The following is a 23638-nucleotide window of genomic DNA, read 5'->3' on the forward strand; positions in this document are numbered from 1 at the left end:
TCAGCCCGTGGCGCGGGCGCGCGGCTCGTGCCCCAGCCACTGGGCGATGACGGAGGCAATGCGCTCGCCGGCGCGGCCATCCCAGTATTGCGGGGCGCGGCCCTGTTTGCCGCCATGGTCCATGACGTCGCGGAAGGCGGCCTGCAGACGCTTTGGGTCGTGTCCGACCAGGACATTGGTGCCCTCGTCGATGGTGATGGGCCGTTCGGTATTCTCCCGCAGGGTGATGCAGGGTACGCCCAGCGCCGTGGTTTCTTCCTGCATGCCGCCGGAGTCGGTGAGCACGACTCGCGCGTCCTTCATCAGGCCCAGCATTTCCAGATAGCCGGCCGGCGGCAGGACCGCGATGGGCGCCCCGCTCAGGTGGTGGTCCAGCCCGGAGGCCTGCAGCCGGTCGCGGGTGCGGGGGTGCAGCGGGAAGACCAGGGGCAGTTCACGGGCGATGGTCGCGAGGGTGGCGATGAGGCGTTCCAGGGTCGCCGGGTCGTCGACATTGGAGGGACGGTGCAGGGTCAGCACGCCGTAGGCACCCTCCGGGGCAAAGCGCGCCGGGTCGATACCCGCGGATTGCAGGGATGCGTCCCAGGGCACGGCCCGCTCGAGGTTGTGGAGCTGGGTGTCGATCATCACGTTGCCGACGAAGTGGACGCGCTCGCGATCGATCCCCTCGCGCGCGAGGTTGTCGATGGCATGGCCTTCGGTGGTGAACAGGAGATCGGAGATCTGGTCGGTCAGAACCCGGTTGATCTCCTCCGGCATGCGTCGGTCGTAGCTGCGCAGCCCGGCCTCGACGTGGATCACGCCGATGCCCTTCTTGGCCGCGACCAGGGCACAGGCGATGGTGGAGTTCACGTCGCCCACGACCAGAACGGCCCGCGGATTCAGAGCGTCCAGCACCGGCTCGAAGCGGTTCATGACCTCGGCAGTCTGTACCGCGTGGGAGGATGAGCCGACTTCCAGGTTAATGTCCGGATAGGGGATGTTCAGATCGGTGAAGAAGCGCTCGTTCATCGCCGGATCGTAGTGCTGGCCGGTATGCACGAGCTGCGCGGTGATGCCGGCGTTCGCCAGCGCGCGCATCACCGGGCCGATCTTCATGAAATTCGGCCGTGCGCCAACGACGCACACGATGTCGCATTGCTGATGGCTTGTCATGGGCTGTCGAGATCTCCTGTGGGCGCATGGGCGGGGCCCGCTTGCGACGACGCCAACGGGCGCTGCTTGGCATCCTCGATGGGTCCGCGAGGCCCGGTTGGGATCCCTGTTGAATCACTTTATCGCGTCTGCAGAAACATGCTGGGCCTTCGTGAATGGCTCGTTAGATCCGGTGTGGGTGGTAGTGCGTGACAACAGGGTGGCCGGGGGCCATCGTTGAGTGCGGCAAGTGGGTTGGGTAAGCGTTTTCGGCAAGGGAGGCCTCGGTGATGGAACGTTTCGATCGCGGGCTGTGCCGTGGCCTTTGCGGGTTGCTGGCGACGTGCGTCTTGCTGCAGGGGGTATCGGTAGCCACCGCGGAGCCTGGCGCCTCGCCGGCTCCAGGTGGCCCCGGCGAAGGGCTGCCGGATACGGACTGGAACCTGGTTCGGGCGGGTCCGGAAGATTACCGTGCGCGGGTGGCGTCGCTGGAGCCCGGCGACTGGCTGCAGCTGGCACCGGGCGACTACCCCCGGGCCCTGCGGCTGCATGGCGTGCGCGGAACGCCGGAGCAACCCATCGTGATCAGTGGCCCGGTCGACGGCGAGCCCGCCATCCTGCGCGGGCGGCGTGGGGCGAACACGATCAGTCTGGTGGACGCCGAGCATGTCGTGATCCGGCACCTGACCCTGGATGGTGGTGGCGAACCCGTGGCCGGGGTGGTCGCCGAGGCGCGCGGTGATGGGGTCCATCACGTGACCCTGGAACACCTGACCATCCGTCATTACGACCATTCGCAAGGCAACGCCGGGATCACCACGCGGGCGCCCGCCCGGGACTGGGTGATCCGGCACAACGAGATCCACGACGTGGGGACCGGGATGTATCTGGGACAGCCGGACGGGACCAGCCCGTTTGTCGCTGGCGTGATCGAGCACAATCACGTTCACCGCACCCTGGGGTACAACATCCAGATCAAGCACCAGACGGACCGCGACGGGATCCCGGGGATGCCGGTGGAGCCGCGGGAGACCCGGATTCGCTACAACCTGCTGAGCAAGGCAGAGCGCGCCAGCGACGGGGGGCGGGCGCGGCCCAACCTGCTGGTGGGGCATTTCCCGCCTGCCGGGCCGGGGTCGCAGGACCGCTATCGCATCGCGGGGAACCTGTTCTATCAGAATCCGCACGAGCGTCTGTTTCAGGGCGAGGGGAATATCGAGCTACACGACAACCTGTTCCTGAACGATACGGGCGACGCGGTACTGGTGCGGCCGCACAACCACCTGCCACGCGAGATCCGGATCGTGAACAACACGATCCTGGCCGCCGGATTCGGTATCCGCGTGGACGCGCCTGACCAAGCCTATGACCAGCTGGTGGCCGGCAATGCCGTGTTTGCCGGGGACCCTCTGCAGCTCTCGGGGGGGATCGCGGGGAGCGACAATTTCACCGCGCCGCGCGCGGATGCAGCCCGGTATCTGGCGGCACCGGATGCCGGGCAGGATGCGCTGGATCTCTATCCCCGGGAGGGCGCTCTGCACGAGCGTTCTGCCGGCGTGAGTTCGGCCCCGGTCGCGGGTGCGGATCGCGACTACAATGGCCGTTTGCGCGAGCAGGCAGTCTGGGGTGCCTATGCCGGGCCGCCGGGGCCCAACCCCGGACGAGCGGACGGTGTCGGGCCGCGTGTCCCGGGCTGTGCACCCTGCCGGTAACTGGGTTGCGAGCATCGGTATCGCATACGAAAACGGAGAGGTATCCGGCCGGGCGCCCTCCATTATGATTGGCAACGAGAACGGACATCTTATGCATACGCTTCCCGCGCTGGATGAAGTCACCATCGGAGTAGTCGGTCTGGGGTACGTCGGCCTGCCACTGGCCGTCGAATTCGGCCATCAATGGCCCACCCGCGGGTTCGATATCGACCCGGAGCGGGTGCGGCAACTGCAGGCTGGAGTGGACCGCACGCGCGAGGTAGAGCCGGAGAAGCTCGCCGCGACCCCGCAGCTGACGTACACCGCCGATCTCGAGACCATGCGCGAATGCAACGTGTTCGTGGTGACCGTCCCGACGCCGATCGACCTGCACAAGCGACCGGATCTGGGACCGCTTCTGGGAGCCAGCCGCAGCGTGGGGCAGGTCCTCAAGCCGGGCGACACGGTGATCTACGAATCCACCGTTTACCCGGGCGCGACCGAGGAGGATTGCGTGCCGATCCTCGAGGCGCAGTCCGGGTTGGTGCACAACCGGGACTTCTTCACCGGCTACAGCCCCGAGCGCATCAACCCGGGCGACAAGGAACACGGGGTCACCTCCATCATGAAGGTGACCTCGGGCTCCACCCCGGAGGTGGCCGACTTCGTGGACGCGTTGTATGCGCGAGTCATCACGGCGGGGACACACAAGGCCGAGAGCATCCGCGTGGCCGAGGCCGCCAAGGTGATCGAGAACACCCAGCGCGACGTGAACATCGCGCTGATCAACGAGCTGGCCCTGCTGTTCGAGCGCCTGGGCCTGGATACCGAGGCGGTTCTGAAGGCGGCCGGGACCAAGTGGAACTTCCTGCCCTTCCGGCCGGGCCTGGTGGGTGGACACTGCATTGGCGTGGATCCCTACTACCTGACGCACAAGGCACAGGCGGTGGGGCATCACCCGGAGATGATCCTGGCCGGGCGGCGCGTGAACGATGCCATGGGCGCGCACATCGCGGACAACACGGTGCGCGCCCTGGTGCGCAAGGGCATCAACCCGGTGGGGGCGCGGATCCTGGTGATGGGCCTGACCTTCAAGGAGAACTGCCCGGACCTGCGCAATACCCGGGTGATCGACATCCACGCCACCCTGGCTGGCTACAACGCCCAGGTGACCGTCTTCGACCCCTGGGTGGACCCGGCCGAGGCCGAGCACGAGTACGGCATCACGCCGGTGACCGAGACGCCGGCACCGGGGCAGTTCGATGCAATCATCGTGGCCGTGCCGCACCGCGAATTCCTGCAGATGGGGATCGAGGCCATCCGTGAACTGGCCCGGCCCGAGTCGGTGATCTTCGACGTGAAATCGGTCTTCCCCCGCACTGCCACGGATCTCCGCCTGTAAGGGGGCGCCGAGCCAATCGCGCGTTCGCGTTGGTACCCCCCCCCATGTTCCTGATGGGGAGGCTCCGGGACCTGGCGCGTCGCGCACCGTACCCCTGGGCCCCGGCGCGGCGCACGGATGGCGAACGCCACGCCCGCATAACGCCCGCGCTGTTCATGGGCGCGGCCGGAGCTACAGTGGCGGGACGCTTTCGTCCCGGGAGACGCTGAACCGTGTGTCCGTCCGCGTTGTTGCCCCATGGTTTCCGACGTGCCGCCTGATTGCAGGGGCGTCGCTGCGCCCCATGTGCATTCGGGCGTGACGCGCGCCCGCACCGATTCATGGATCGGCGCTTCCCTGACCCTTCGATGAGCCGGCCGGGCGCCGGTTCGGAACCGCTGTCGCTGCGTACCTGCGCGCTGTGGGCCTGGCTGTCGCTGGGCGCTGCGGTCTACCTGACGCTGCTGCCGTTCGAGTTCGGCTCGATGAGCCTGGAGCGTGCCTGGGAGATCTACCGTGGCATGAGCCTGACCGGCCCCGGGACCAGTGGCCGCCAGCAGTTCATGGCCAATGCCCTGATGTTCCTGCCGCTGGGGTTTTTCTGGACCGCGTGGCTGACTCATGGTCGCCGCAACCGGTTACTTGCGGCCGGCGCGTTCGTCTTCGTGGCCGCCCTGGGACTGGCGGTTACGGCCGGCGTGGAGTTCTTGCAGGTGTGGCTGCCGTACCGGCATCCGGCGGCGGCCGATATCGCCGGCAACTTTTCCGGGGCAGTGGCCGGCTCGCTCGCCTGGCTGGCGTCGCGCGACCCGTTGGCGCGCTGGCGTCGGGTGCTGGAAGGTGCGGGTGCGCAGGCCCTGACCGCCGGGCTGGTGATCTATGCCGCCGCCTATGTGATGGTCGGCTTCGTCCCCTTTGACCTGGTGCTCGCCATGGACGAGCTGCGGGCTCGCCTGGCATCCGATGCCTGGGGCTGGTGGGTCGCTGCCGGGGCCTGCACCAGCGGGATTCGCTGTATCAGCTGGCTGACGCTGGAGGTGGTCGCCAGTATCCCGGTGGGGCTGCTCCTGGCATTGTGGTTGCACCGGCGCGGCGCCTCGCTGCTGGGGGCCGGAATCCCGCTGGCCCTGCTTCTTGCGGGGCTGCTGGAGCTGTTGAATCTCGCCACCCTGTCGGGCATCGCCGAGGGGCGGTCCGTGCTGTTGCGGGCCCTGGGGATGGGCATCGGCCTGGTCCTGTTCCGGAACCTGCCCGCGCATCCCCATGGCGTGATCCGGACGCTGCAGCAGTTCGCCACGCCGATACTCGTGATCGGTGCCGTGTTCTACGCGTTGCTGCTGGTCGCGCTCAACCACGGTTTCGGCCCGTTCCACGCCGATATGGAAGCGGCCCGAACCCAGTGGGATGACCTGAACCTGTGGCCGTTCTACTACCACTATCACGTGGACGAGATCCATGCCCTGCGTAGTACCGCTTTGCACCTGGCCATGTATGCCCCGCTGGGCTTCCTGGTCTGGCTGTGGCAGCTGCGCCACCCCATGCAGCCGGCGGCACTGAATCTTCTGGCCGTATTGGCGGGGGTGATACTGGCGCTGGTAGTCGAGGCCGCCAAGCTCTTGGTGGAGGGTGCGCGTCCGGATCCGGCCAGCCTGGTCCTTGCCGGCCTGGCCGCCTGGGCAATGGCTGCGGTGCTGCAATGGCTCGGCCGGGCCAGTGTTACGCCGGGCCCGCCCGGGGCGGGGCGGGTGGTATCCGATCCACGCGATCCGCAGCCAGCGCCGCCCGGGCCGGGTACGCGCTGGCAACCCCTGCAGCGACTGCGCCAGGCGCTTGCCGGCCTGCTGGCGCTGGCGACTCTGCTGCTGGCGGTGACCTGGCCGGTCGTGCCCGTGGCGCTGAGCGCCGGGTTGCTGGCCTATGCCGCATTGCTGGCGTGGCGGCCGCAGGGCTGGCTGTTCGTGATCCCCGTGCTGTTGGCCACCCTGGACCTGACGCTCTACCACGGGCGCCTTTTCGTCTCCGAGCTGGACCTGTTCCTGTTGATGACCCTGGCCATGGCCCTCTGGCTCGGGCCGCATGCGCTGCATTCGGGGGCATCGTTGTTGCCGCGCGGCATCCGTTGGGCGCTGGGTTTCCTGGTGGCCTCGACGCTGATCAGCCTGGCGGTTGCCCTGTTCCCGCCCGGCACCTGGAACCCCGGCGAGGCGGCGCATTTTGCCCACCAGTGGAATGCCCTGCGGGTCGCCAAGGGCCTGCTGTGGGCGGTTGTCCTGCTGGCGATGCTGAGGGTTGCGCCTGTCCCGGTGCCGGAGCAGGTGGTGCGGTGGTTTCTCCCCGGGGTGGCGCTGGCCCTGCTGGCGCAACTGGCGTTCGTGGTGCGCGAGCGGGTTACCTATCCCGGGCTGCTGAACTTCGATAGTGGCTATCGGCTGTCCGGGCTGTTTTCGGAGATGCAGGCAGGAGGGCCCAGCATCGAGACCTTTCTGGTGCTGGCCTTTCCCCTGGCCCTGATCTGGTGCTGGCGCCAGCGCCTCGGCCTGATGCTCGCCGGCTCGGCCCTGCTGGCGGTCGGGACAGCATACGCGGTGGCAATGACCTATTCGCGCGGTGGGTACCTGGGGTTGGCGGTGGCCGTGGCCGTCCTCGCGGTCGGGGTGCTGCTGGCGGCGTTGCATGGGCGCATGCAGGCTCGGCAGGGGGCACTGGTCGGTGTGCTGTTGCCCGTGGTGGCGATTGCCCTAGTTGCGGGCACCACGTTGGGCGGGTTTGCCGAGCAGCGGATGAGCCACATCGAACGTGACTTCGGGATCCGCATGGATCACTGGCAGGCCGCCCTCGAACTGCCGGGCGGCGGGCCGCTTTCACCTCTGTTTGGGCGGGGTGTCGGCAGTTTTCCGGAGCACTACCGGACCGGAAACCGGGACGGGCGCCTGCCCGGCAATCTGGCCTTCACCCGCGCGGAGGGTGAGCCGCGCCTGCAAATCGGCGGCGGCGATTCGTTGTTCGTGAATCAGCGGGTGAGCCTGCCCCGCGACGGTCTCTATACCTTGACCGTGGAGGCCGCCAGTGCCCAGCCCACGGGATTTCGAGTCTTCATCTGCGAGAAGCCCATCCGCCATTCCTTCGGTTGTCGCAGCGAAGGCATGCGTCTGGAAGGCGGCGGACGTCAGACCTTCCAGTGGACCTTCGACCTGGATCCGATGGAGACACGCCCCTGGCCCATTCAGCGCGGCCTGGTGTTGTCGCTGGGGGTCGATGCGCGCCAGCGGTCTGTCACCGAATTTTACAGCGTGCAGGTTCAAGATTCGGCTGGTCGTGAATACGTCGCCAACGGCGACTTCGAGCATCTGGGCCGTTACTGGTACTTCACTACGGACCATCTGTGGCCGTGGCGGGTCGAGAATCAGTGGCTGGAGATCTATTTCGATCAGGGCTGGCTGGGTCTGCTGGCCTTTGTGTGGCTGACGCTGGCGGCCCTGGTTTTGCTGTTGCGGAGTTCGCTGGCGGGCGATGCGGTGGCGCTGGCGTCGACTGCCGCGTTGACAGGGGCGTTGTCGATCGGCGTGTTCAGTACGCTGTTCTACTCCCCGCGGATCGCCCTGCTGTTCTACCTGGTGCTGTTGCTGGGCGTGGCGGCGTCCGCAGCGCCGGCCGCAAAGGGCGTCAGGCAATCCGCGAAGCCTCGAGCGGGTTGAATTTGGTGCAGTCGTGCGGTGCGCGGTCGGGGGCGTTATGGGCCAGTCGGGTCCGCTCGGCTTGTGCCTAACGCTGCCTCGATCCCGCGCCCGGTCGGGCTGTTAAGCTCGCAGGACGAAACCGCGGTGGGGCCGGGGAGATGGGCGAGGCCTTTGATGCATTCGACGAGCGGCTGATGGAGCTGGCTCATTTTGTGGAGGAGGCCGAGTCCCTGGAAAAGGGGTTGGCCGGCCTGGCCGCGCTGGTCAGTCACGCCATGGAGTGCGAGCGCTGTTCGATCATGCTGCTGAAGCCGGACCCGGACGGGGGTGCGGCGCGCTTGCGCGTCCAGGCACATCACGGGTATCTGCCCGATCAGGCCTATGACGTGAGGCAACCCCTTGGCTCGGGTATTTCGGGGCGGGTGGCGAGTGCGCGCAAGGGGTTGCTGATTCGTGACCTGCATGCCTCCGATTTTGCAGCCGAGGCGCGGCGGGCCGAGGGTGCGGGTCCGGTCGACGTGATCGCGGTGCCAGTGATTCTGGAGGGCGACCTGTTGGGAGTGATCAACATCGACAGCCCCGAGGGGCGGGGCCGGCTGACGCAGGAGGATTTGCGCCGGGCGTTGATCCTGGCCCTGGTGGTGGCGAAGTCGGTCCTCGTCCATCGGTTAAAGGGACTTTTGCGCACGAGTTTTACGCAGATGGCGCTGGCGCGACAGCCGGGGGCGGCAACGGGCCCCATTACCCACGCCCCGGAACGCGTGGCCCGGTTGCTGGCGCGCACGCTGTACGACGAGATGCGCCGGGCCGGATTCTCCCGCGATCATGTGCTGATTGCCGCGACCGAACTCATTGGTCAGGTCAGCGAGGGCCGGGAATGAACCATCACGCGGTCATGGCGATGGCGCAAGGTGCGAACCGGTGAAGGATGCCGGCTTCGAACGCCGCTGGCGCCAGCGCTTCCTGGAGCGCGGGGCGAACCTGGAGGACGATGCCGGGATCGCGGGCTGGACGCACAGCGGCCTGCATAGCCGCGTCCGGCAGTTCGAGCGGCTGTGGCGGCGCGCCGACGTGGGGCCCGGTCGCTGGCTGGATGTCGGCTGCGGCGCGGGAACCTACACACGGATGCTGCATGCGCAGGGCCATGAGGTCTGGGGGCTGGACTACTCAACGCCCTCCCTGCAGAAGGCGCGGGATCGAAGTGATCCGGCAATTCCCTGGCTGGCGGCGGACATCAATCACCTCCCGCTGGCGGACGCCGCCCTCGACGGGGTGCTGTGCTTCGGCGTCATGCAGGCCTTGTCGGATCCCCAGCCGGCACTTGCCGAGATTCGGCGCGTTCTGCGCCCGGGAGGCGAGGCCTGGGTCGATGCGCTGAACCTGCGTTGCCTGCCCACGGCGGTTCGCGAATGGCGCCGGTGTCGGCGAGGGCGTCCGCCGCATCTGCGCTACGACGACCCTCAGGGTCTTCGCGCGGCGGCGGAGGCCGTGGGTCTGCGGCCCGAGGCGTTGTACTGGCTTCCGTTGGCCCCCGGCCGCCTGGCGCGCTTGCAGCCGCTCCTGGAGAACCGGGGCACCCGGAGTTTCCTGCAGGCGGTGCCGGCCGCTGGGGCGTGGCTGAGTCATTCGTTCATTCTGCGGGTGCGGCGGGTATGAGGGGCGGGCCACTCAGGGCTGTCGGAAAACTTTCCACTCGGCGCCTCCGCGTGCCCCGCGGGCTTTGTATCGTCGAGGGTCGGAGCCTTTATATCAGTAAGTTACCCGTTATTCAAAAGGCTGGCATCCCGCTTGCTATGTTCCAGGAGAAAGCGTCTGATTGCAGTGTACCCCCCGGATCGCAGCCCATTGCGGCGTGGCCGGGTGCCGTTGCCCGGACGGCGAAATGGCGAGGTTTGACCTGGAGCAGGCAAGCATGAGTGATGAACACGAGCACAACGGAAATCATGGCCCCGAAGACGTAGGCGAGGGCAAGTCCACCGCCCCCGTGGACCCGGACACGGGTTCGTCCGGCCTTCGCAGTCGCAGCCGGCGCCGCCTGACCGCGGCCGGCCTGGGTGGGGCGATGCTGGTGTCGCTCCCGGCCAAGTCGGTCTGGGGCGCTCAGGGGCAGTGCTCGCTGTCGGGCAACATCTTCTCCGCCAACGTCTCCAACATTGACCACGAGTGCACCGCGGGCGATGGCTGTACCTCGGCGTTCTGGAAGGACAACTGGGGTGCCTGGGAGTGCACCGGGTATTCCCCGGGTTCCTGCATTCAGACCAGCGGGACCGACAACAACTGCCAGCGTTTTGACGCCACCGTGGGTACGGGCGGGGCGACCTCCTTCGAGGAGGTCTTCGGTTACAGGCCGGAATGCCTGACCGGCACACCCTCGCTGATGGAGGTGCTCCATGCCTGGGGCGTGTGCAGGGGGTCGCTCGACTGGCATGCCGTGGGTGCCGTTCTGAACGCAGCGTGTACCTCGATCGACTTCGGCGCCTCGGTCGACGAGGTGATCAAGGCCTATTCGATGGCCCGCGAGGATGTGGGCAAGCACTCCGCGGTGAGGAACGTCTTCACCTACATGAACGAGCGCTTCTGCCCGATCAACGGCCTGGGCGACTGCGGAGACGGCTACACGCGCAACGAGGCGGGCGAGTGCGTGGAGGTGCGGACCAACTCTTCCACTCTCAATCGTTGATATCCCGGGGCGCTGCCCACCAGCGCTCCTGGGCCGGTCGGTACACGAGGCCCCCTTGTCCGTTTCTGAAGAATCCTTTGCGCTGATCCCGCTGCCCGCCGCTCACGTGCGGGCATGGGGTGAATCGGTGGTTGTCTATGATCAGCGCTGTGGCGAGACGCACGTGCTGCAGCCCCCTCTGATCGACATCTTCCAGGCCCTGCAAGAGGGGCCGATGACGCCGGCCACCCTGTTCGAGTACCTTGAACAGCGATATGACGCCACGGAAGGGGACCTGGAGGATGCGATGCACGCCGGCTTGAGCCAGTTGCGGCAGCATGATCTGATCCGTGTCTCCCCGGAGTCGCGGGACGCGTGATTGCCCATGAAGACCTGAGGGCGGGGTTGCGGGACGCCGGCCTTGCCATCCAGGTGGGGCCCTTCGTGGTCCGCTTGCGTTCGCGGCTGGACCGGGTCGAGCACTCCGTGGCCCTGTTCTACGACCGGCAACTTTTGCCGACCGCCAGTACCCCCTTCGCCGATTTCCACGTCACCCTTGCGGCCTCCCCCGGCCTGCGCTCGGTTTGGCGTCCGCAGGCGCGTTTCTTTCTGGATGGTCGCTCGCCCTTCCGCCCCCTGCCGCTGGCGCATGCCTATCCGCTGTTCGAGTGGGGGCTGAACTGGTGCATTGCCCAGCACGCCCATGACTTCCTGATGATCCATGCGGCGGTGCTGGAGCGCGACGGCCGGGCGCTGGTGATGCCGGGCGAGCCCGGGGCGGGAAAGAGCACGCTGACCGCGGCCCTGACCCTGTCGGGCTGGCGGTTGTTGTCGGACGAATTCGCCCTGCTGTCGCTGGCGACCGGCAAGCTGGTCGCGCTGCCGCGTCCGGTCAGTCTGAAGAATGCCGCCATCGACCTGATCCGCGAACGCCATCCGCAGGCGATCATCGGGCCTGCCTCCCACGACACCAGCAAGGGGACCGTGGCACATCTGAAGCCACCGGATTCGAGCATTGAACGGATGCACCAGCAGGCCGGGCCGGCTTGGCTGGTCTTCCCGCGCTTTGCGGCCGGAGGACGTGACCGGCTGCAACCGCTGGAGCGGGCCGAGGCATTGCTGAAGCTGGTCGGCTCGTCCTTCAATTACAGCGTGGTGGGCGGAGCGGGTTTCGAGGCGGCGGCCGATCTGATCGAGCAAAGCGCCTGCCTGAATCTGGAGTACGCGGACCTGGATGCCTCCCTGGGGTTACTGAACGATCTGGCCGGGGGGGGCGCATGACGCGCCCTGTGCTGGAGCAACTGCTCGCGGTCCTGGCCGAGCCGGCAGCCTCCCGTGGTCTTTCGCCGGCGGATTGGGATTGGCTGGTCCGGGTGGCGCGAGTGGCCTCTCTGGAGGGCCGGTTGCAAGCCTTGATCAAGGATGCCGGGGCGTTGTCGGATGTGCCTCCGGCGCCCCGGCGACACCTGCACGTCGCGCGGGTCCTGGCGGATCGCCAGCACGCCATGGTTCGCTGGGAGGTGGCACGGATTCACGAGGCCCTGGCGCCGGAGGCGATCCCGGTGATGCTCCTGAAGGGCGCTGCCTACGTGATGGCCGGGCTGCCCAGTGCGCCGGGGCGGCAGTTCTCCGATGTCGACATCCTGGTCCCGCAGGCGCAGATCCAGTCGGCGGAACAGCACCTGTTCGTTCAGGGATGGGTCTGCGAGGGCTACGACACTTACGACCAGACCTACTATCGCCAGTGGATGCACGAGCTGCCTCCGCTCACGCACATGCGGCGCAAGAGCGTGCTGGATGTGCATCACACCATCCTGCCGCCGACCGCGCGGTTGCATCCCGATCCGGAACTCCTGTGGGCGGCCGCGCTGCCGCTGGATGGCTTTCCCGGTATGTACGTTCCGGGGCCGGCCGACATGGTCCTGCACAGTGCGACGCATCTGTTTCACGATGGCGAACTGGAGAACGGCCTGCGGGACCTGGCGGATATGGATGCGCTACTGCGTCATTTTGTGGCGGAGGATTCGGGCTTCTGGGAACGCCTGACGGCGCGCGCCTTCGAGATGGATCTGGCACGCCCGCTCTACTATGCGTTGCGCTATGGTCGCGAGTTCCTGCAGACCCCCGTCCCCGATTCGGCGTTCCGCGCGTTGGCCGCGGCGCGTCCGGCGCCTCCTCTTCTGGCGCTGATGGACGGCCTGTTCCGGCGCGGCCTGAAACCGCATCACTGGAGTTGCGACGGTCGGTTGTCCGGCACCGCCCGCTGGTTGTTGTATGTACGCTCGCACTATCTGCGCATGCCCTTGCACTTGCTGGTTCCGCACCTGCTGCGCAAGGCGGCCAAGGACCATCGCAAGGGCAAAAGGAACCAGGCCGAGCCCTGATCGGACTGGCCAGGGCTCAGGGGGCTGCGGGGCCGGAAACCATGGCTTCGGAAAGGGCCATCAGGGGTGCGAGAAACAGTTCGCCGCGGAACAGGATGCGCGGGCCTGCCACCAGCCCCATGCACCGATAGCGTCGTTGTGCCATGCCGGAGCCCGCCAGGCCGCGCCCCGCGGTTTCCACTTGCTCCGCGGGGCTCACCAGGATGTGCAGGGCGTCGGCGCTGCGCAGGGCGCGTGCTAGCCGCTGGTCCACGCTGATGTGGTGCGCGGTGTAGACCATGGGGTCGCGGTAGAAATCGTGGCCGTCTGCATCGGCCTTTTCGAGCAGGGCGCAGGAGATCAGCGCGGCGGGAAACATGTCCGGAAAGTTGATGCGATCTTCGAGCTCGTCGAAGTAGTCCGCCTGGCGCACGAGCGACCCCGACAACAGGTTCTTGGCATTGCTGTTGGACATGAACTTGCGCTTGTGGAACCACCCGTTTTCTGCAAGCACGCAGCGATCCTCGAGCGGCTCGAGTCGGACATCCGCGGGCAGCGGCGATGACTCGCCGGTCAACGCCTGGGGCGTCAGGGAGTCGCGTACATGGCCGAGCAGCACCAGCCCGCTGCCTTTGCGCATCGCGATGCGATTGGATACCTGCGGCTGTCCCGACGCATCCGTGCCCCGGAGGGTGGGTTTGACCACGGTGGTGAACGGCTCGTCCACGCGCAGGGCGCCGGCGAACGTGAATTGGTAGTTGCGGAACGGGAGTTGCGAGGTGCTTCCGGCATCGCCCTCGGCGATCCGCATCCGGGTCACCAGGGCCTCTGCCAGACACTCCAGCTGAAAGCCCAGCACGATCGGTCCGCCAAACGGATTGCCGCGGATGCGCGTCCACTTGTCGCCGTCATGGAACGGGTTGAAGTCGTCCGTGGCGTTGCGGGCCACATCGATGTGGATCTGGCGGTAAACGCAGCGAGTATCGGACGATGAGGCCGCCATGGGTGTGCCTTTGTCCGGCTCGGACTTGCCGTGAGGGGAGGGGATGCGGATCGGCCTACTCCTGGTAGCCGGCCAGCAGCGGGCGGATCCGGTCGGCCGGGACCGCGTAACTGATCCCGCTGGGCCGGCTTACTGCGGCCTCGCGCCCGCCCTGGACGAAGACCTGGTTGATCACGCCGACGACTTCGCCACTGTCGATGCGGTAGAGGGGGCTGCCGCTGTTACCGGGGTAGGCGGTGGCATCCAGCTGAAACACCATCGGCGCACCGGCGCGCAGTTGCCGGATGTGAGCCTCGCTCAGTTCTCTCGAGCGGCGGGCGGTGATCGCCATGGGGGTGCGTGCGGCCACGTTGGCACGATGGGTCGCGGGGTAGATGCCCAGGATCATGCCGATCGGGTAGCCAGTGAAGGCCAGCTGCTCGCCCGCGCGTACGGCGTCCGACGATCCCAGTCGCAAGGGGGGCAGTGGAGGGCCGGCGATCCGCAACAGGGCCAGGTCGTCGTTCGCCGAATGGGCCACAAGCTCCGCGCTGTGGATGGAGGTGTCGCGACCTTCGCCGCTGACCACCACGAGTTGCTCGCGGTTTGCATGATCCAGTGATTCCGGGATCACATGGTGATTCGTAACGATGAGGCGCCCATCGCCGACCGCAAATCCGGTTGCGAGGTAATTGGCTCGCGGGCTGCGCGACGGCTGGTGGGTCGCGATACTGACTACCGAGGGCTTGATGCGCTCGATCGTGTCCGGCAGCCCGTCGGCGGCAGCCGGGCGCTGGGTAACCAGCAGGGCCAGAAGGCTCGCCGCGGCCAGCACCTTCAGCGTCTTCCACGCGCGCTGCCAGGTGTCTGCCGAAAAGCCCCGGAAGAAGAGGGCGGATCGCTTGCTCGTCGTGCTGTCCATGGGCCATCCCCGCCAGTCGATGGTTCGAGTCTAGGTCAGGCGGTTCCGGCCGTGGTGGTGATGCGTTAGGCGAAGGGGGTAATGGCCAGCGGGCGCTTTAACGCCGCGTCGACACCCCGTCAGTTGAAGACGATGGTCTTGTTGCCGTGGGTAAGGACGCGGCCCTCGAGGTGGTAGCGCAGGCCACGGGCGAGGACCCAGCGTTCGACGTCGCGGCCCTTGCGGATCAGGTCCTGCACGCCGTCGTCGTGGCGGATGCGGGTGACGTCCTGCTCGATGATCGGGCCGGCGTCGAGGTCCTCGGTGACGTAGTGGCAGGTGGCGCCGATCAGCTTCACGCCGCGGGCGAAGGCCTGGTGATAGGGGCGGGCGCCGACGAACGACGGCAGGAAGCTGTGGTGGATGTTGAGGATACGCTCGGGGTATTCGTCGCAGAGCATGGGCGGCAGGATCTGCATGTAGCGCGCCAGCACGATGGCATCGGGCGCCAGGTCGGCCAGGCGCGCCTGCAGGGTGGCAAAGGCGGCCTCGCGGTCTTCGCGCGGCACGGGGATGTGCTCGAACGGGATGCCGTAGCAATCCGCCAGCGGTGCCAGGTCGCGGTGGTTGGAAAGGATCGCCGGGATCTCCATCGGCAGTTCGTCGTTGCTCCAGCGGGCCAGCAGGTCATTGAGACAGTGCGGTTCGCGCGAGACCATCAGCACCACGCGCGGGCGGGTGTCGGCCCCCGCCAGCCACCAGTCCATGCCAAGATCGAGGGCCAGTTCATCCAGCCGTTCACGCAGCGCGGGCTCGGCATCGATGGGCAATGAGAACACCCAGCGCATGAAGAACCAGCCGGCCTCGGCATCGGTGTGCTGGGCCGCTTCGGTGATCCAGCCATCGGTATTCGCGATTGCGTTGGCAATGCGCGCGACGATTCCGTGCTGATCGGGGCAGCGGATACTCAGCCGAAAACGGGGTCGATCATCCATGTCGTTTAAGTATCCCGAATAAGGTCAAGGGCGGGTTTTTACCACGAAGCGCACGAAGGCACGAAGAAGGGCAAGGTCAAAGGCGGTTGCACCACAGGGTGCACAGAGGACACCGAGAAAGACGACAAATTTCTAGAGGGGTAGGATGCGTTGAGCGTAGCGAAACGCATCAGGGTCGGGCCGTTACATGTGGCCGATGCGATTCGCTGCGCTCATCGGCATCCTGCCCGCCACAAAGCCATCCCTGGTTATCTCCGTGACCTCTGTGGTTCATTCGCCTTGCCCTCTTCATCTCTTCGTGCGCTTCGTGGTGAACAAATCGGCGCAAGGAAGGATGGGGCGGGTCAGGCGGATTCGCGGCGCAGGCCGGTGGGGATGGAGAAGGTGATGGTCTCTTCGCGGCCGGCGAGTTCGGAGACGGCGTCGACGCCGTGTCCGCGCAGGAAGTCGAGCACCTCGTTGACCAGGATCTCCGGGGCCGAGGCGCCGGCGGTGACGCCAATGCGGCTCTTGCCCTCGAGCCAGGCCGGGTCGATGTCGGTTGCGCCGTCCACCAGATAGGACTCCACGCCCATGCGTGCGCCGATCTCGCTCAGGCGGTTGGAGTTCGAACTGTTCTTCGAGCCGACCACCAGCAGCAGGTCGCATTGCTTCGCCAGGTCCTTCACCGCGTCCTGGCGGTTCTGGGTGGCGTAGCAGATGTCCATCTTGCGCGGGCCTTCGATCTTCGGGAAGCGCGCGGTCAGGGCGTCGATGATCCCGGCGGTGTCGTCCATCGACAGCGTGGTCTGGGACACGAAGGCAAGCCGGTCGGGGTTGGCCACCTCCAGGTTCTCGACGTCCGCGATGGTCTCGACCAGCATCATGCTCCCGCCCCGGGAATCATCGAACTGGCCCAGGGTGCCCTCGACCTCGGGGTGCCCGGCGTGGCCGATCAGCACCACCTCGCGGCCCTCGCGGGCGTAGCGCGCTACCTCCAGATGCACCTTGGTGACCAGCGGGCAGGTGGCGTCAAACACCGTCAGGCCGCGTTGTTCGGCCTCCTGCTGCACACGCTTGGGCACGCCGTGGGCGGAGAAGATCACCACCTGGCCGTCGGGGACCTCGTCCAGCTCGTCGACAAAGTGCACGCCGGCATCCGTCAGACGCCCGACCACGTGCCGGTTGTGCACCACTTCATGGCGGACGTACAGCGGCGCGCCGTAGATCTCCAGGGCACGTTCCACGATCTCGATGGCGCGTTCCACCCCGGCGCAGAAACCGCGCGGATTGGCGAGCTGGGCCTGCATGCTCATAGGAGACTCTCCTGCGACCTATTGCGGTTCACTTACCGATAGCACATCCACCTCGAAGGTGAAGTTCTGCCCCGCCAGCGGGTGGTTGAAATCCACCGTCACGGTGTCGTCCTCCACCGCTTCGATGCGGCCGGGTACGGCATCGCCGGCCGGGCTGTTGAACTCGTAGATGTAGTCCACTTCCAGCGGCAGGTCGGCCGGGAACTGCGAGCGCGGCATTTCCTGCACCGCCGCCTGGTCCCGAAACGGGAACATGACGCCGGCCTCGATCGCAAATTCCCGGTGGTCGCCCGCGATCAGACCGACCAGCAGATCCTCCAGCCCGGGCAGGATCTCGCCGGAACCGATCTCCAGGGTGATGGGTTCTTCGCCCGTCCCGTCCACGACAAAGCCGTTTTCCAGGATCAGGCGGTAGTGCATCTCGATGTGCGCGCCCTTGGTGGCCGTGGTCATGTGTGCTCCCGACTAGTCTGTGTTGCCCGAGTGGCTGCGATCGCCCTCGATGAAGGTGGCGACGATCAGCGTGATCGCCCCCACAACAATGGCCATGTCCGCCACGTTGAAGGCCGGCCAGTGATAGCCCGCCCAGTGAAAGTCCAGAAAATCCACCACCGCGCCGTAGCGCACGCGGTCGATCAGGTTGCCGATGGCGCCGCCCAGCACCAGGCCCAGGGCGGTCACCGACCACCAGGCCTGGCGCGGCAGGCGGGCCAGCCAGACGAGGATCAGAAGCCCGATCGCCACGGCAATGCCGGTCAGCAGCCAGCGGCCCCAGTCCCCGGCCCCGGCCAGGAAGCTGAAGGCCGCACCCGGGTTGTACACCAGCGACAGGTTGAAGAAGCTCGTGACCTCGACCGGCGCGAACAGCGTCAGCGCATGCTCCGCCCAGACCTTGGTGACCTGGTCGGCCAGCACGATGGCCACCGCGATGAGCAGCCCCGGGCCGAGGCCGGACCCCCGCAAGTCCATCAGGCGAAGTGCCGGGTCTCGCCCGGACCGTCCACGTTGCTGACGCAGCGCCCGCACAGTTCCGGATGCTGGCTGTGTTGACCGACGTCCGGGCGGCGGTGCCAGCAGCGGGCGCACTTGGGCTGTTCGCTCTTGTGCACCGCCACGCCCAGCGGCGTCCCGTCGCCGAGTTCCGCGGCATGCGCCGCTTCCGGTGCGGCGCCTTCGGCGAGGCGTGCCTCGGAGGTGATCAGCACGAAGCGCAATTCGTCTCCGAGGCGTTCCAGCAGGCTGCGGGCACTCGAGTCGGCCGGCAGGTGCAGGTCGATCTCGGCATTCAGCGAGGCGCCGATGCCCTGCTCGTTGCGCGCCAGTTCCAGGGCGCGGGCGACATGGGTGCGCACCTCCAGGATGCGGTCCCAGTCGCCATCGGAGAACGTGGCGTCTTCCGGCAGGGGCGCCAGCCCCTCGTACCAGGTGGCGAACAGCACGCTGTCCGGACGCTCGCCGGGCAGCAGTTCCCAGATCTCCTCGGCGGTGAAGGTCAGGATCGGGGCCACCCAGCGGGTCAGGGCCTCGGCCACGTGATATAGCGCGGTCTGTGCCGAGCGGCGGGCGTGCGAGTCTGCCTGGGTGGTGTACTGACGATCCTTGATCACGTCCAGGTAGAAACTGCCCAGCTCCACCGAGCAGAAGTTGTGTACCCGCTGGTAGATCTGGTGGAACTGGTAGCCGTCGTAGGCCTGCGTGACCTGGCCCTGTACCTGCAGTGCGCGGGCGACGATCCAGCGGTCCAGTGGCAGTAGATCCTCCAGCGGCAGGGCGTGCTCGGCCGGCTCGAAGCCGTTCAGGTTGCCCAGCAGGAAGCGCGTAGTGTTGCGGATGCGGCGATAGGCATCGGCGGTGCGGTCGAGGATGTCCTTGGAGATCGCCATCTCGCCGGAGAAGTCGGTCGCCGCGACCCACAGGCGCAGGATGTCCGCCCCCAGGGTGGAGACCACCTCTTGTGGCGCGACCACGTTGCCGCGCGACTTGGACATCTTCTCGCCCTTCTCGTCCACCGTGAAGCCGTGGGTCAGCACCGCCTTGTAGGGCGCCTCGCCGCGCATGGCCACGCTGGTCAGCAGGCTGGACTGGAACCAGCCGCGGTGCTGGTCCGAGCCCTCCAGGAACAGGTCCACCGGCAGCTCGCCCAGTTCCGGGCGTTTCTCCACGACCGTGGAGTGCAGCACACCGGAGTCGAACCAGACGTCCAGCGTGTCGTTCAGCTTCACGTAGTCGCCCGCTTTCTCGCCCAGCAATTCCTGCGGATCCAGCTGGAACCAGGCCTCGATACCGTCGCGCTCGATGCGCTGTGCGATGGTCTCGATCAGCTCTGCGGTATGCGGATGCAGGCGGTTGGTTTCCTTGTGCACGAAGAACGGGATCGGCACGCCCCAGTTGCGCTGGCGCGAGATGCACCAGTCCGGGCGGTTCACCACCATCCCGTGGATCCGGGCCTGCCCCCAGCTCGGCATCCACTCTGTGTCGGCGATGGCCTTCAGGGCATCGGCGCGCAGCTCGGCGCGGTCCATGCTGATGAACCACTGCGGCGTCGCGCGGAAGATGATCGGGGTCTTGTGGCGCCAGCAATGTGGATAGCTGTGCTCGAACTTGACCGCCACGATCAGCGCGGCGTGCTCCTTCAGCACGTCGATCACGTGGCCGTTGGCCTGGTGCACGTTCTCGCCGGCGAAGTGCGGGGTGTCGGGCAGGAAGCGGCCATCCGGGCCCACCGGGTTTTCCACCGGCAGGCTGTACTGCAGCCCGACCGCATAGTCCTCCTGGCCGTGGCCGGGGGCGGTGTGCACCGCGCCGGTACCGGTCTCGGTGGTCACGTGATCGCCGAGGATCAGCGGCACGTCGCGTTCCAGGAACGGGTGGCGCAGCATCAGGCCTTCCAGCGCCTGACCCTTGGTGCGTGCCACGATGTGGCCCTCGCCCAGGGAGTAGCGCGCCAGACAGTCCTCGACCAGGTCCTCCGCCAGCAGGATGCGCTCGTGCTCCAGCTCCACCAGGGCGTAGTCCAGTTCCGGGTGCAGGGCGACCGCCTGGTTGGCCGGCAGGGTCCATGGGGTGGTGGTCCAGATCACCACGCTGATCGGGCCGCGCGAGCCGTCGATGCCGTCGAAGCGGCGCAGGAAGTCGATGTCGTCGACCACGCGGAAGCGCACGTCGATCGCCTGCGAGAATTTGTCCTCGTACTCGACCTCCGCTTCGGCCAAGGCCGAGCCGCAGTCGACACACCAGTGCACCGGCTTCTCGCCCATCTGCACGTGGCCACGCTTGAAGATGGTACCCAGCGCGCGGACGGTGTCCGCCTCCACCTGATAGTTCATGGTCAGGTAGGGGTTGTCCCAGTCTCCCAGCACGCCCAGACGCTGGAAGTCCGCGCTCTGGCCGTCCACCTGCTCCTGGGCGTATTCGCGACAGGCCTTGCGGAAGGTCGCGGCGTCCACGTCGCGCCCGGCCTTGCCCAGCTTCTGTTCCACCTTCAGCTCGATCGGCAGGCCGTGGCAGTCCCAGCCCGGCACGTAGGGGGCGTCGAAGCCGGCCAGCGTGCGGCTCTTCACGATCACGTCCTTGAGGATCTTGTTGACCGCGTGGCCGACGTGGATCGAGCCGTTCGCATACGGAGGGCCGTCGGCCAGCACGAAGCGCGGCCGCCCGGCACAGTATTCGCGCAGGCGCTGGTAGCGGTCCTCGGCCTTCCAGGCCTCCAGCCACTCGGGCTCCCGCGTCGCCAGGCCGGCGCGCATGGGGAAGGCCGTCTCGGGCAGGTTGAGGGTGTCCTTGTAGGGATTCGGCGGTGCCGGTTTGCGTGCCATTAGCGAGTTCCGGATCGGCCCTGCGGGCCGGTTTCAGTCGTGTGCGGAGAGTTGCGTGCGGGCGGTTTCGACGTCACGCGCGATCTGCGCGCGCAGCGCCTCCAGTCCCTCGAAGCGTTGCTCGCCGCGCACCTGCGCGACGGGTTCAAAACAGACGGCCTCGCCGTACAGGTCGGGCTGGCCCTCGAGTACGTGGGCCTCCAGACGCTGTTCGGTGCCACCCACCGTCGGACGCCAGCCGATGTTGGCGACGGCGGGCAGGGCCTCGCCGGAGGCCCGGCGCAGCCAGCCGGAGTACACCCCGCGCAGTGCCAGCGGCCATGGCCCCAGGCGCAGGTTCGCGGTGGGAAAGCCGATGGTGCGCCCGCGCTTGTCGCCGTGTGCAACCCGGCCGTGCAGCCGGTAGGGCCGCCCCAGGAGTTCCGCCACGCGGGCGAAGTCGCCGGCCACGGCGGCGGCGCGCACCCGCGTGCTGCTGATGCGCCCCTCGGCGTCACGCACCGTCGGGGTGGATTCGACGGTGAAGCCAAGACGTTTGCCGGCCGTCTGCAGGGCCGACCGATCGCCCTCGCGTCCGCGTCCGAAACGGAAGTCGTCGCCCACCAGCACATGGCGGGCGCCCAGACGGCGATGCAGGACCTCCTCCATGAAGGCCGTGGCCGAAAGCCCCGCCAGCTGCGCGTCGAAACGCAGGACCCAGGCTGCGCCGAGGGCGCTGTCGCCCAGCGTCACCAGGCGATCGCGCAGCCGCTGCAGGCGGCCGGGTGGCGCGGGGGCCTGGGAGCGTGCGGCGAAGTACTCGCGTGGCAACGGCTCGAAGGTCATCAGGAGCGCCGGCGCCTGGCGATCCTGCGCCGCCTCGAGTAGCCGTCCCAGAACAGCCTGATGACCACGATGCAGACCATCAAAGTTGCCAATGGTCACCACCGCGCCATGCATGCCGGCTGCCTCGAACGCCTTGCTGTCGGCCGGCCCCAGGCCGCGAATCAGCCGCATCGCCCCGATCCCGCGCAAAACCGAAAGTATAACCCGCCGGGGCCTTCCCCGGCATCATTGATCGGTGCCTTCGCGCAGCAGCAAGTGGTGCGGGCGCACGCCGGTCAGCCACAACGTGGCGGCGAGTGTGGCGGTACCGGCCAGGATCAGGCCGGTGAGCGCCAGCAGGCGGGTGTCGACGGACCACTCGGTCCACTGGCTGAACTCCGGCGAGAGCCAGATCAGCACCCCGATCATCGCGGCGAGTCCCAGGGGCAGCCCCAGGCGTAACGAGCGCAACCCCGGTCCTGGCTGGTAGATGCCCTCGCGGATCAGCCCGCGGTAGAGCAGCCCGGCGTTGATATAGGCCGAGGCCGAGGTGGCCAGCGCCAGTCCGGCGTGCGCTCCGGGCGTGCCGGAGAGATACCACGGCAGCACAAAGGCGCCGTTCAGCACCATGTTCCAGAGCATGGCGATGATCGCAATCTTCACCGGGGTCTTGGTGTCCTGGCGAGCGAAGAAGCCAGGCGCCAGCACCTTGATCAGGATGAAACCGGGCAGGCCCAGGGCATAGGCCGCCAGGGCCATCGCGGTCATGTAGGTATCGAACTGGGTGAAGGCCTGATACTGGATCAGCGTGGCCAGGATCGGCACTGCCAGCACGACCAGGCCGACCATCGACGGCAGCGCGACCAGCATCGCCAGGCGCAGGGCCCAGTCCAGGGTGCGACCGAAGGCGGCCGGGTCGGCCAGGTTGTACTGCCGCGCCAGGCGCGGAAGGATCACCGTGCCGATCGCGATCCCGAACAGGGCCAGCGGCAGCTCCACGAAGCGGTCGCCGAAGTACAGCCAGGAGATCGATCCGGCCACCAGGAACGACGCGATCAGGGTGTCCACCAGCAGGTTGATCTGTACCACCGAGGTCCCGAGGATCGCCGGCAGCATCAGCTTCACGATCCGGCGCACCCCCTCGTGGGCGCGTCCAAAGCGCGGGCGCGGCAGTAGCCCCGCGCGCCACAGAAAGGGGATCTGGAAGGCCAGTTGCAGGGCACCGGCGATAAACACCCCCCAGGCCAGGGCGACCACCGGCTCGTCGAACATCGGCGCCAGCCACAGCGCGGCGACGATCATCGACAGGTTCAGGAATACCGGGGTGAAGGCCGGCACCGCAAAGCGCCCGATGCTGTTGAGAATGCCGGCCGCCATCGCGGTCAGCGAGATGAACAGCAGATAAGGGAAGGTGATCCGCAGCATGGCTGCGGCGAGGTCCTGGCGCCCGGCCTCCTGGGTGCCCAGCCCCGGGGCGAACACCCAGATCAGTGCCGGCGCCGCCAGGATCCCGATCAGGGTCACGACGGTGACCACCGTCATCAGGGTGCCGGCGGTGTGATCCAGCAAATCACGCAGGGCCTCGCGCCCGCGCTTCTCGCGAAACTCCGCGAACACCGGAACGAAGGCCTGGTTGAAGGCGCCCTCGGCGAACAGTCGGCGCAGAAAATTCGGGATGCGGAAGGCGACGAAAAAGGCGTCGGTGGCCGGTCCGGCGCCGAAGGTGACCGCCAGCACCATGTCGCGCAGATAGCCCATGATCCGGGAGATCATGGTCATGCCACTGACGACGGCGGTGGAGCGAAACAGGCGGTTCATCGCGTGCGGGGGCAGCCTACGGGAAAGCCCCGCAGTGTACTTGAATCATTCTCGATGAACTTCTGCATCCTCCACGAAGCTCGCACACACACGAAGAAGGGCAAGCTCAAGAGCGATTGCACC

General features: G+C 67.3%; 19 protein-coding genes. 9 read left to right on the forward strand and 10 right to left on the reverse strand.

Annotated elements, in window-relative coordinates; translation table 11 throughout:
* Complete coding sequence (wecB, locus tag G315_RS0103145) at positions 1-1155, reverse strand: non-hydrolyzing UDP-N-acetylglucosamine 2-epimerase (RefSeq protein ID WP_019611922.1); 1155 nt, start codon at positions 1153-1155, stop codon at positions 1-3.
* 560 nt (positions 1156-1715) lie between these two features.
* Between wecB and G315_RS0103155 the strand changes: the two genes are divergently transcribed.
* The 9 genes from G315_RS0103155 to G315_RS0103195 all read left to right on the forward strand — a co-directional run bounded on the left by G315_RS0103155 (position 1716) and on the right by G315_RS0103195 (position 12926).
* Positions 1716-2846: a hypothetical protein gene (locus G315_RS0103155; protein ID WP_026338816.1), complete on the forward strand. Its 1131-nt coding sequence runs from the start codon at positions 1716-1718 to the stop codon at positions 2844-2846.
* A gap of 91 nt (positions 2847-2937) precedes the next feature.
* Complete coding sequence (locus tag G315_RS0103160; protein ID WP_026182048.1) at positions 2938-4227, forward strand: nucleotide sugar dehydrogenase; 1290 nt, start codon at positions 2938-2940, stop codon at positions 4225-4227.
* Positions 4228-4574: 347 nt separating this feature from the next.
* Complete coding sequence (locus G315_RS0103165; protein WP_018144793.1) at positions 4575-7901, forward strand: VanZ family protein; 3327 nt, start codon at positions 4575-4577, stop codon at positions 7899-7901.
* Positions 7902-8041: 140 nt separating this feature from the next.
* Positions 8042-8764 (forward strand): GAF domain-containing protein, encoded by a 723-nt coding sequence (locus G315_RS0103170; protein ID WP_018144792.1) that lies wholly within the window; start codon positions 8042-8044, stop codon positions 8762-8764.
* 40 nt (positions 8765-8804) lie between these two features.
* Positions 8805-9539: a class I SAM-dependent methyltransferase gene (locus tag G315_RS0103175; protein WP_018144791.1), complete on the forward strand. Its 735-nt coding sequence runs from the start codon at positions 8805-8807 to the stop codon at positions 9537-9539.
* A 256-nt stretch (positions 9540-9795) separates the two neighbouring features.
* The gene (locus G315_RS0103180) at positions 9796-10563 is read left to right on the forward strand and encodes a hypothetical protein (protein WP_018144790.1); all 768 of its coding nucleotides are present in this window, start codon (positions 9796-9798) and stop codon (positions 10561-10563) included.
* A gap of 55 nt (positions 10564-10618) precedes the next feature.
* The gene (locus tag G315_RS0103185; RefSeq protein WP_018144789.1) at positions 10619-10921 is read left to right on the forward strand and encodes an HPr-rel-A system PqqD family peptide chaperone; all 303 of its coding nucleotides are present in this window, start codon (positions 10619-10621) and stop codon (positions 10919-10921) included.
* Positions 10918-11823, forward strand: coding sequence for an HprK-related kinase A (locus tag G315_RS0103190; protein ID WP_018144788.1), 906 nt, complete (start codon positions 10918-10920; stop codon positions 11821-11823). The genes G315_RS0103185 and G315_RS0103190 overlap by 4 nt, the downstream gene beginning before the upstream one ends.
* Positions 11820-12926 (forward strand): nucleotidyltransferase family protein, encoded by a 1107-nt coding sequence (locus G315_RS0103195; protein WP_018144787.1) that lies wholly within the window; start codon positions 11820-11822, stop codon positions 12924-12926. The genes G315_RS0103190 and G315_RS0103195 overlap by 4 nt, the downstream gene beginning before the upstream one ends.
* A 16-nt stretch (positions 12927-12942) precedes the next feature.
* Here the strand turns inward: G315_RS0103195 and G315_RS0103200 are convergent, their stop codons facing one another.
* The 9 genes from G315_RS0103200 to murJ form a co-directional block, all read right to left on the reverse strand.
* Complete coding sequence (locus G315_RS0103200) at positions 12943-13908, reverse strand: hypothetical protein (protein WP_018144786.1); 966 nt, start codon at positions 13906-13908, stop codon at positions 12943-12945.
* A 55-nt stretch (positions 13909-13963) separates the two neighbouring features.
* Positions 13964-14809, reverse strand: a complete 846-nt coding sequence (locus tag G315_RS0103205) for a S1C family serine protease (protein WP_018144785.1) — start codon at positions 14807-14809, stop codon at positions 13964-13966.
* 119 nt (positions 14810-14928) lie between these two features.
* Complete coding sequence (gene purU, locus G315_RS0103210; RefSeq protein WP_018144784.1) at positions 14929-15783, reverse strand: formyltetrahydrofolate deformylase; 855 nt, start codon at positions 15781-15783, stop codon at positions 14929-14931.
* 344 nt (positions 15784-16127) lie between these two features.
* On the reverse strand, positions 16128-17078 hold the full coding sequence (gene ispH / locus G315_RS0103215) for a 4-hydroxy-3-methylbut-2-enyl diphosphate reductase (RefSeq protein WP_018144783.1): 951 nt from the start codon (positions 17076-17078) through the stop codon (positions 16128-16130).
* Between the two features lie 18 nt (positions 17079-17096).
* On the reverse strand, positions 17097-17531 hold the full coding sequence (locus G315_RS0103220; protein ID WP_018144782.1) for a peptidylprolyl isomerase: 435 nt from the start codon (positions 17529-17531) through the stop codon (positions 17097-17099).
* Between the two features lie 12 nt (positions 17532-17543).
* Positions 17544-18047, reverse strand: a complete 504-nt coding sequence (lspA, locus tag G315_RS0103225; protein ID WP_018144781.1) for a signal peptidase II — start codon at positions 18045-18047, stop codon at positions 17544-17546.
* Complete coding sequence (ileS, locus tag G315_RS0103230; RefSeq protein ID WP_018144780.1) at positions 18047-20893, reverse strand: isoleucine--tRNA ligase; 2847 nt, start codon at positions 20891-20893, stop codon at positions 18047-18049. Before ileS ends, lspA begins: the two co-directional genes overlap by 1 nt.
* A gap of 33 nt (positions 20894-20926) precedes the next feature.
* Entirely contained in the window at positions 20927-21889 is a 963-nt protein-coding gene (gene ribF / locus G315_RS0103235) for a bifunctional riboflavin kinase/FAD synthetase (RefSeq protein WP_018144779.1), read from the reverse strand.
* Between the two features lie 54 nt (positions 21890-21943).
* Positions 21944-23515, reverse strand: coding sequence for a murein biosynthesis integral membrane protein MurJ (murJ, locus tag G315_RS0103240; RefSeq protein WP_018144778.1), 1572 nt, complete (start codon positions 23513-23515; stop codon positions 21944-21946).
* Between the last annotated feature and the right edge of the window lie 123 nt (positions 23516-23638).

It is taken from the genome of Thioalkalivibrio sp. AKL7, assembly GCF_000381705.1.
GTDB lineage: Bacteria > Pseudomonadota > Gammaproteobacteria > Ectothiorhodospirales > Ectothiorhodospiraceae > Thioalkalivibrio > Thioalkalivibrio versutus.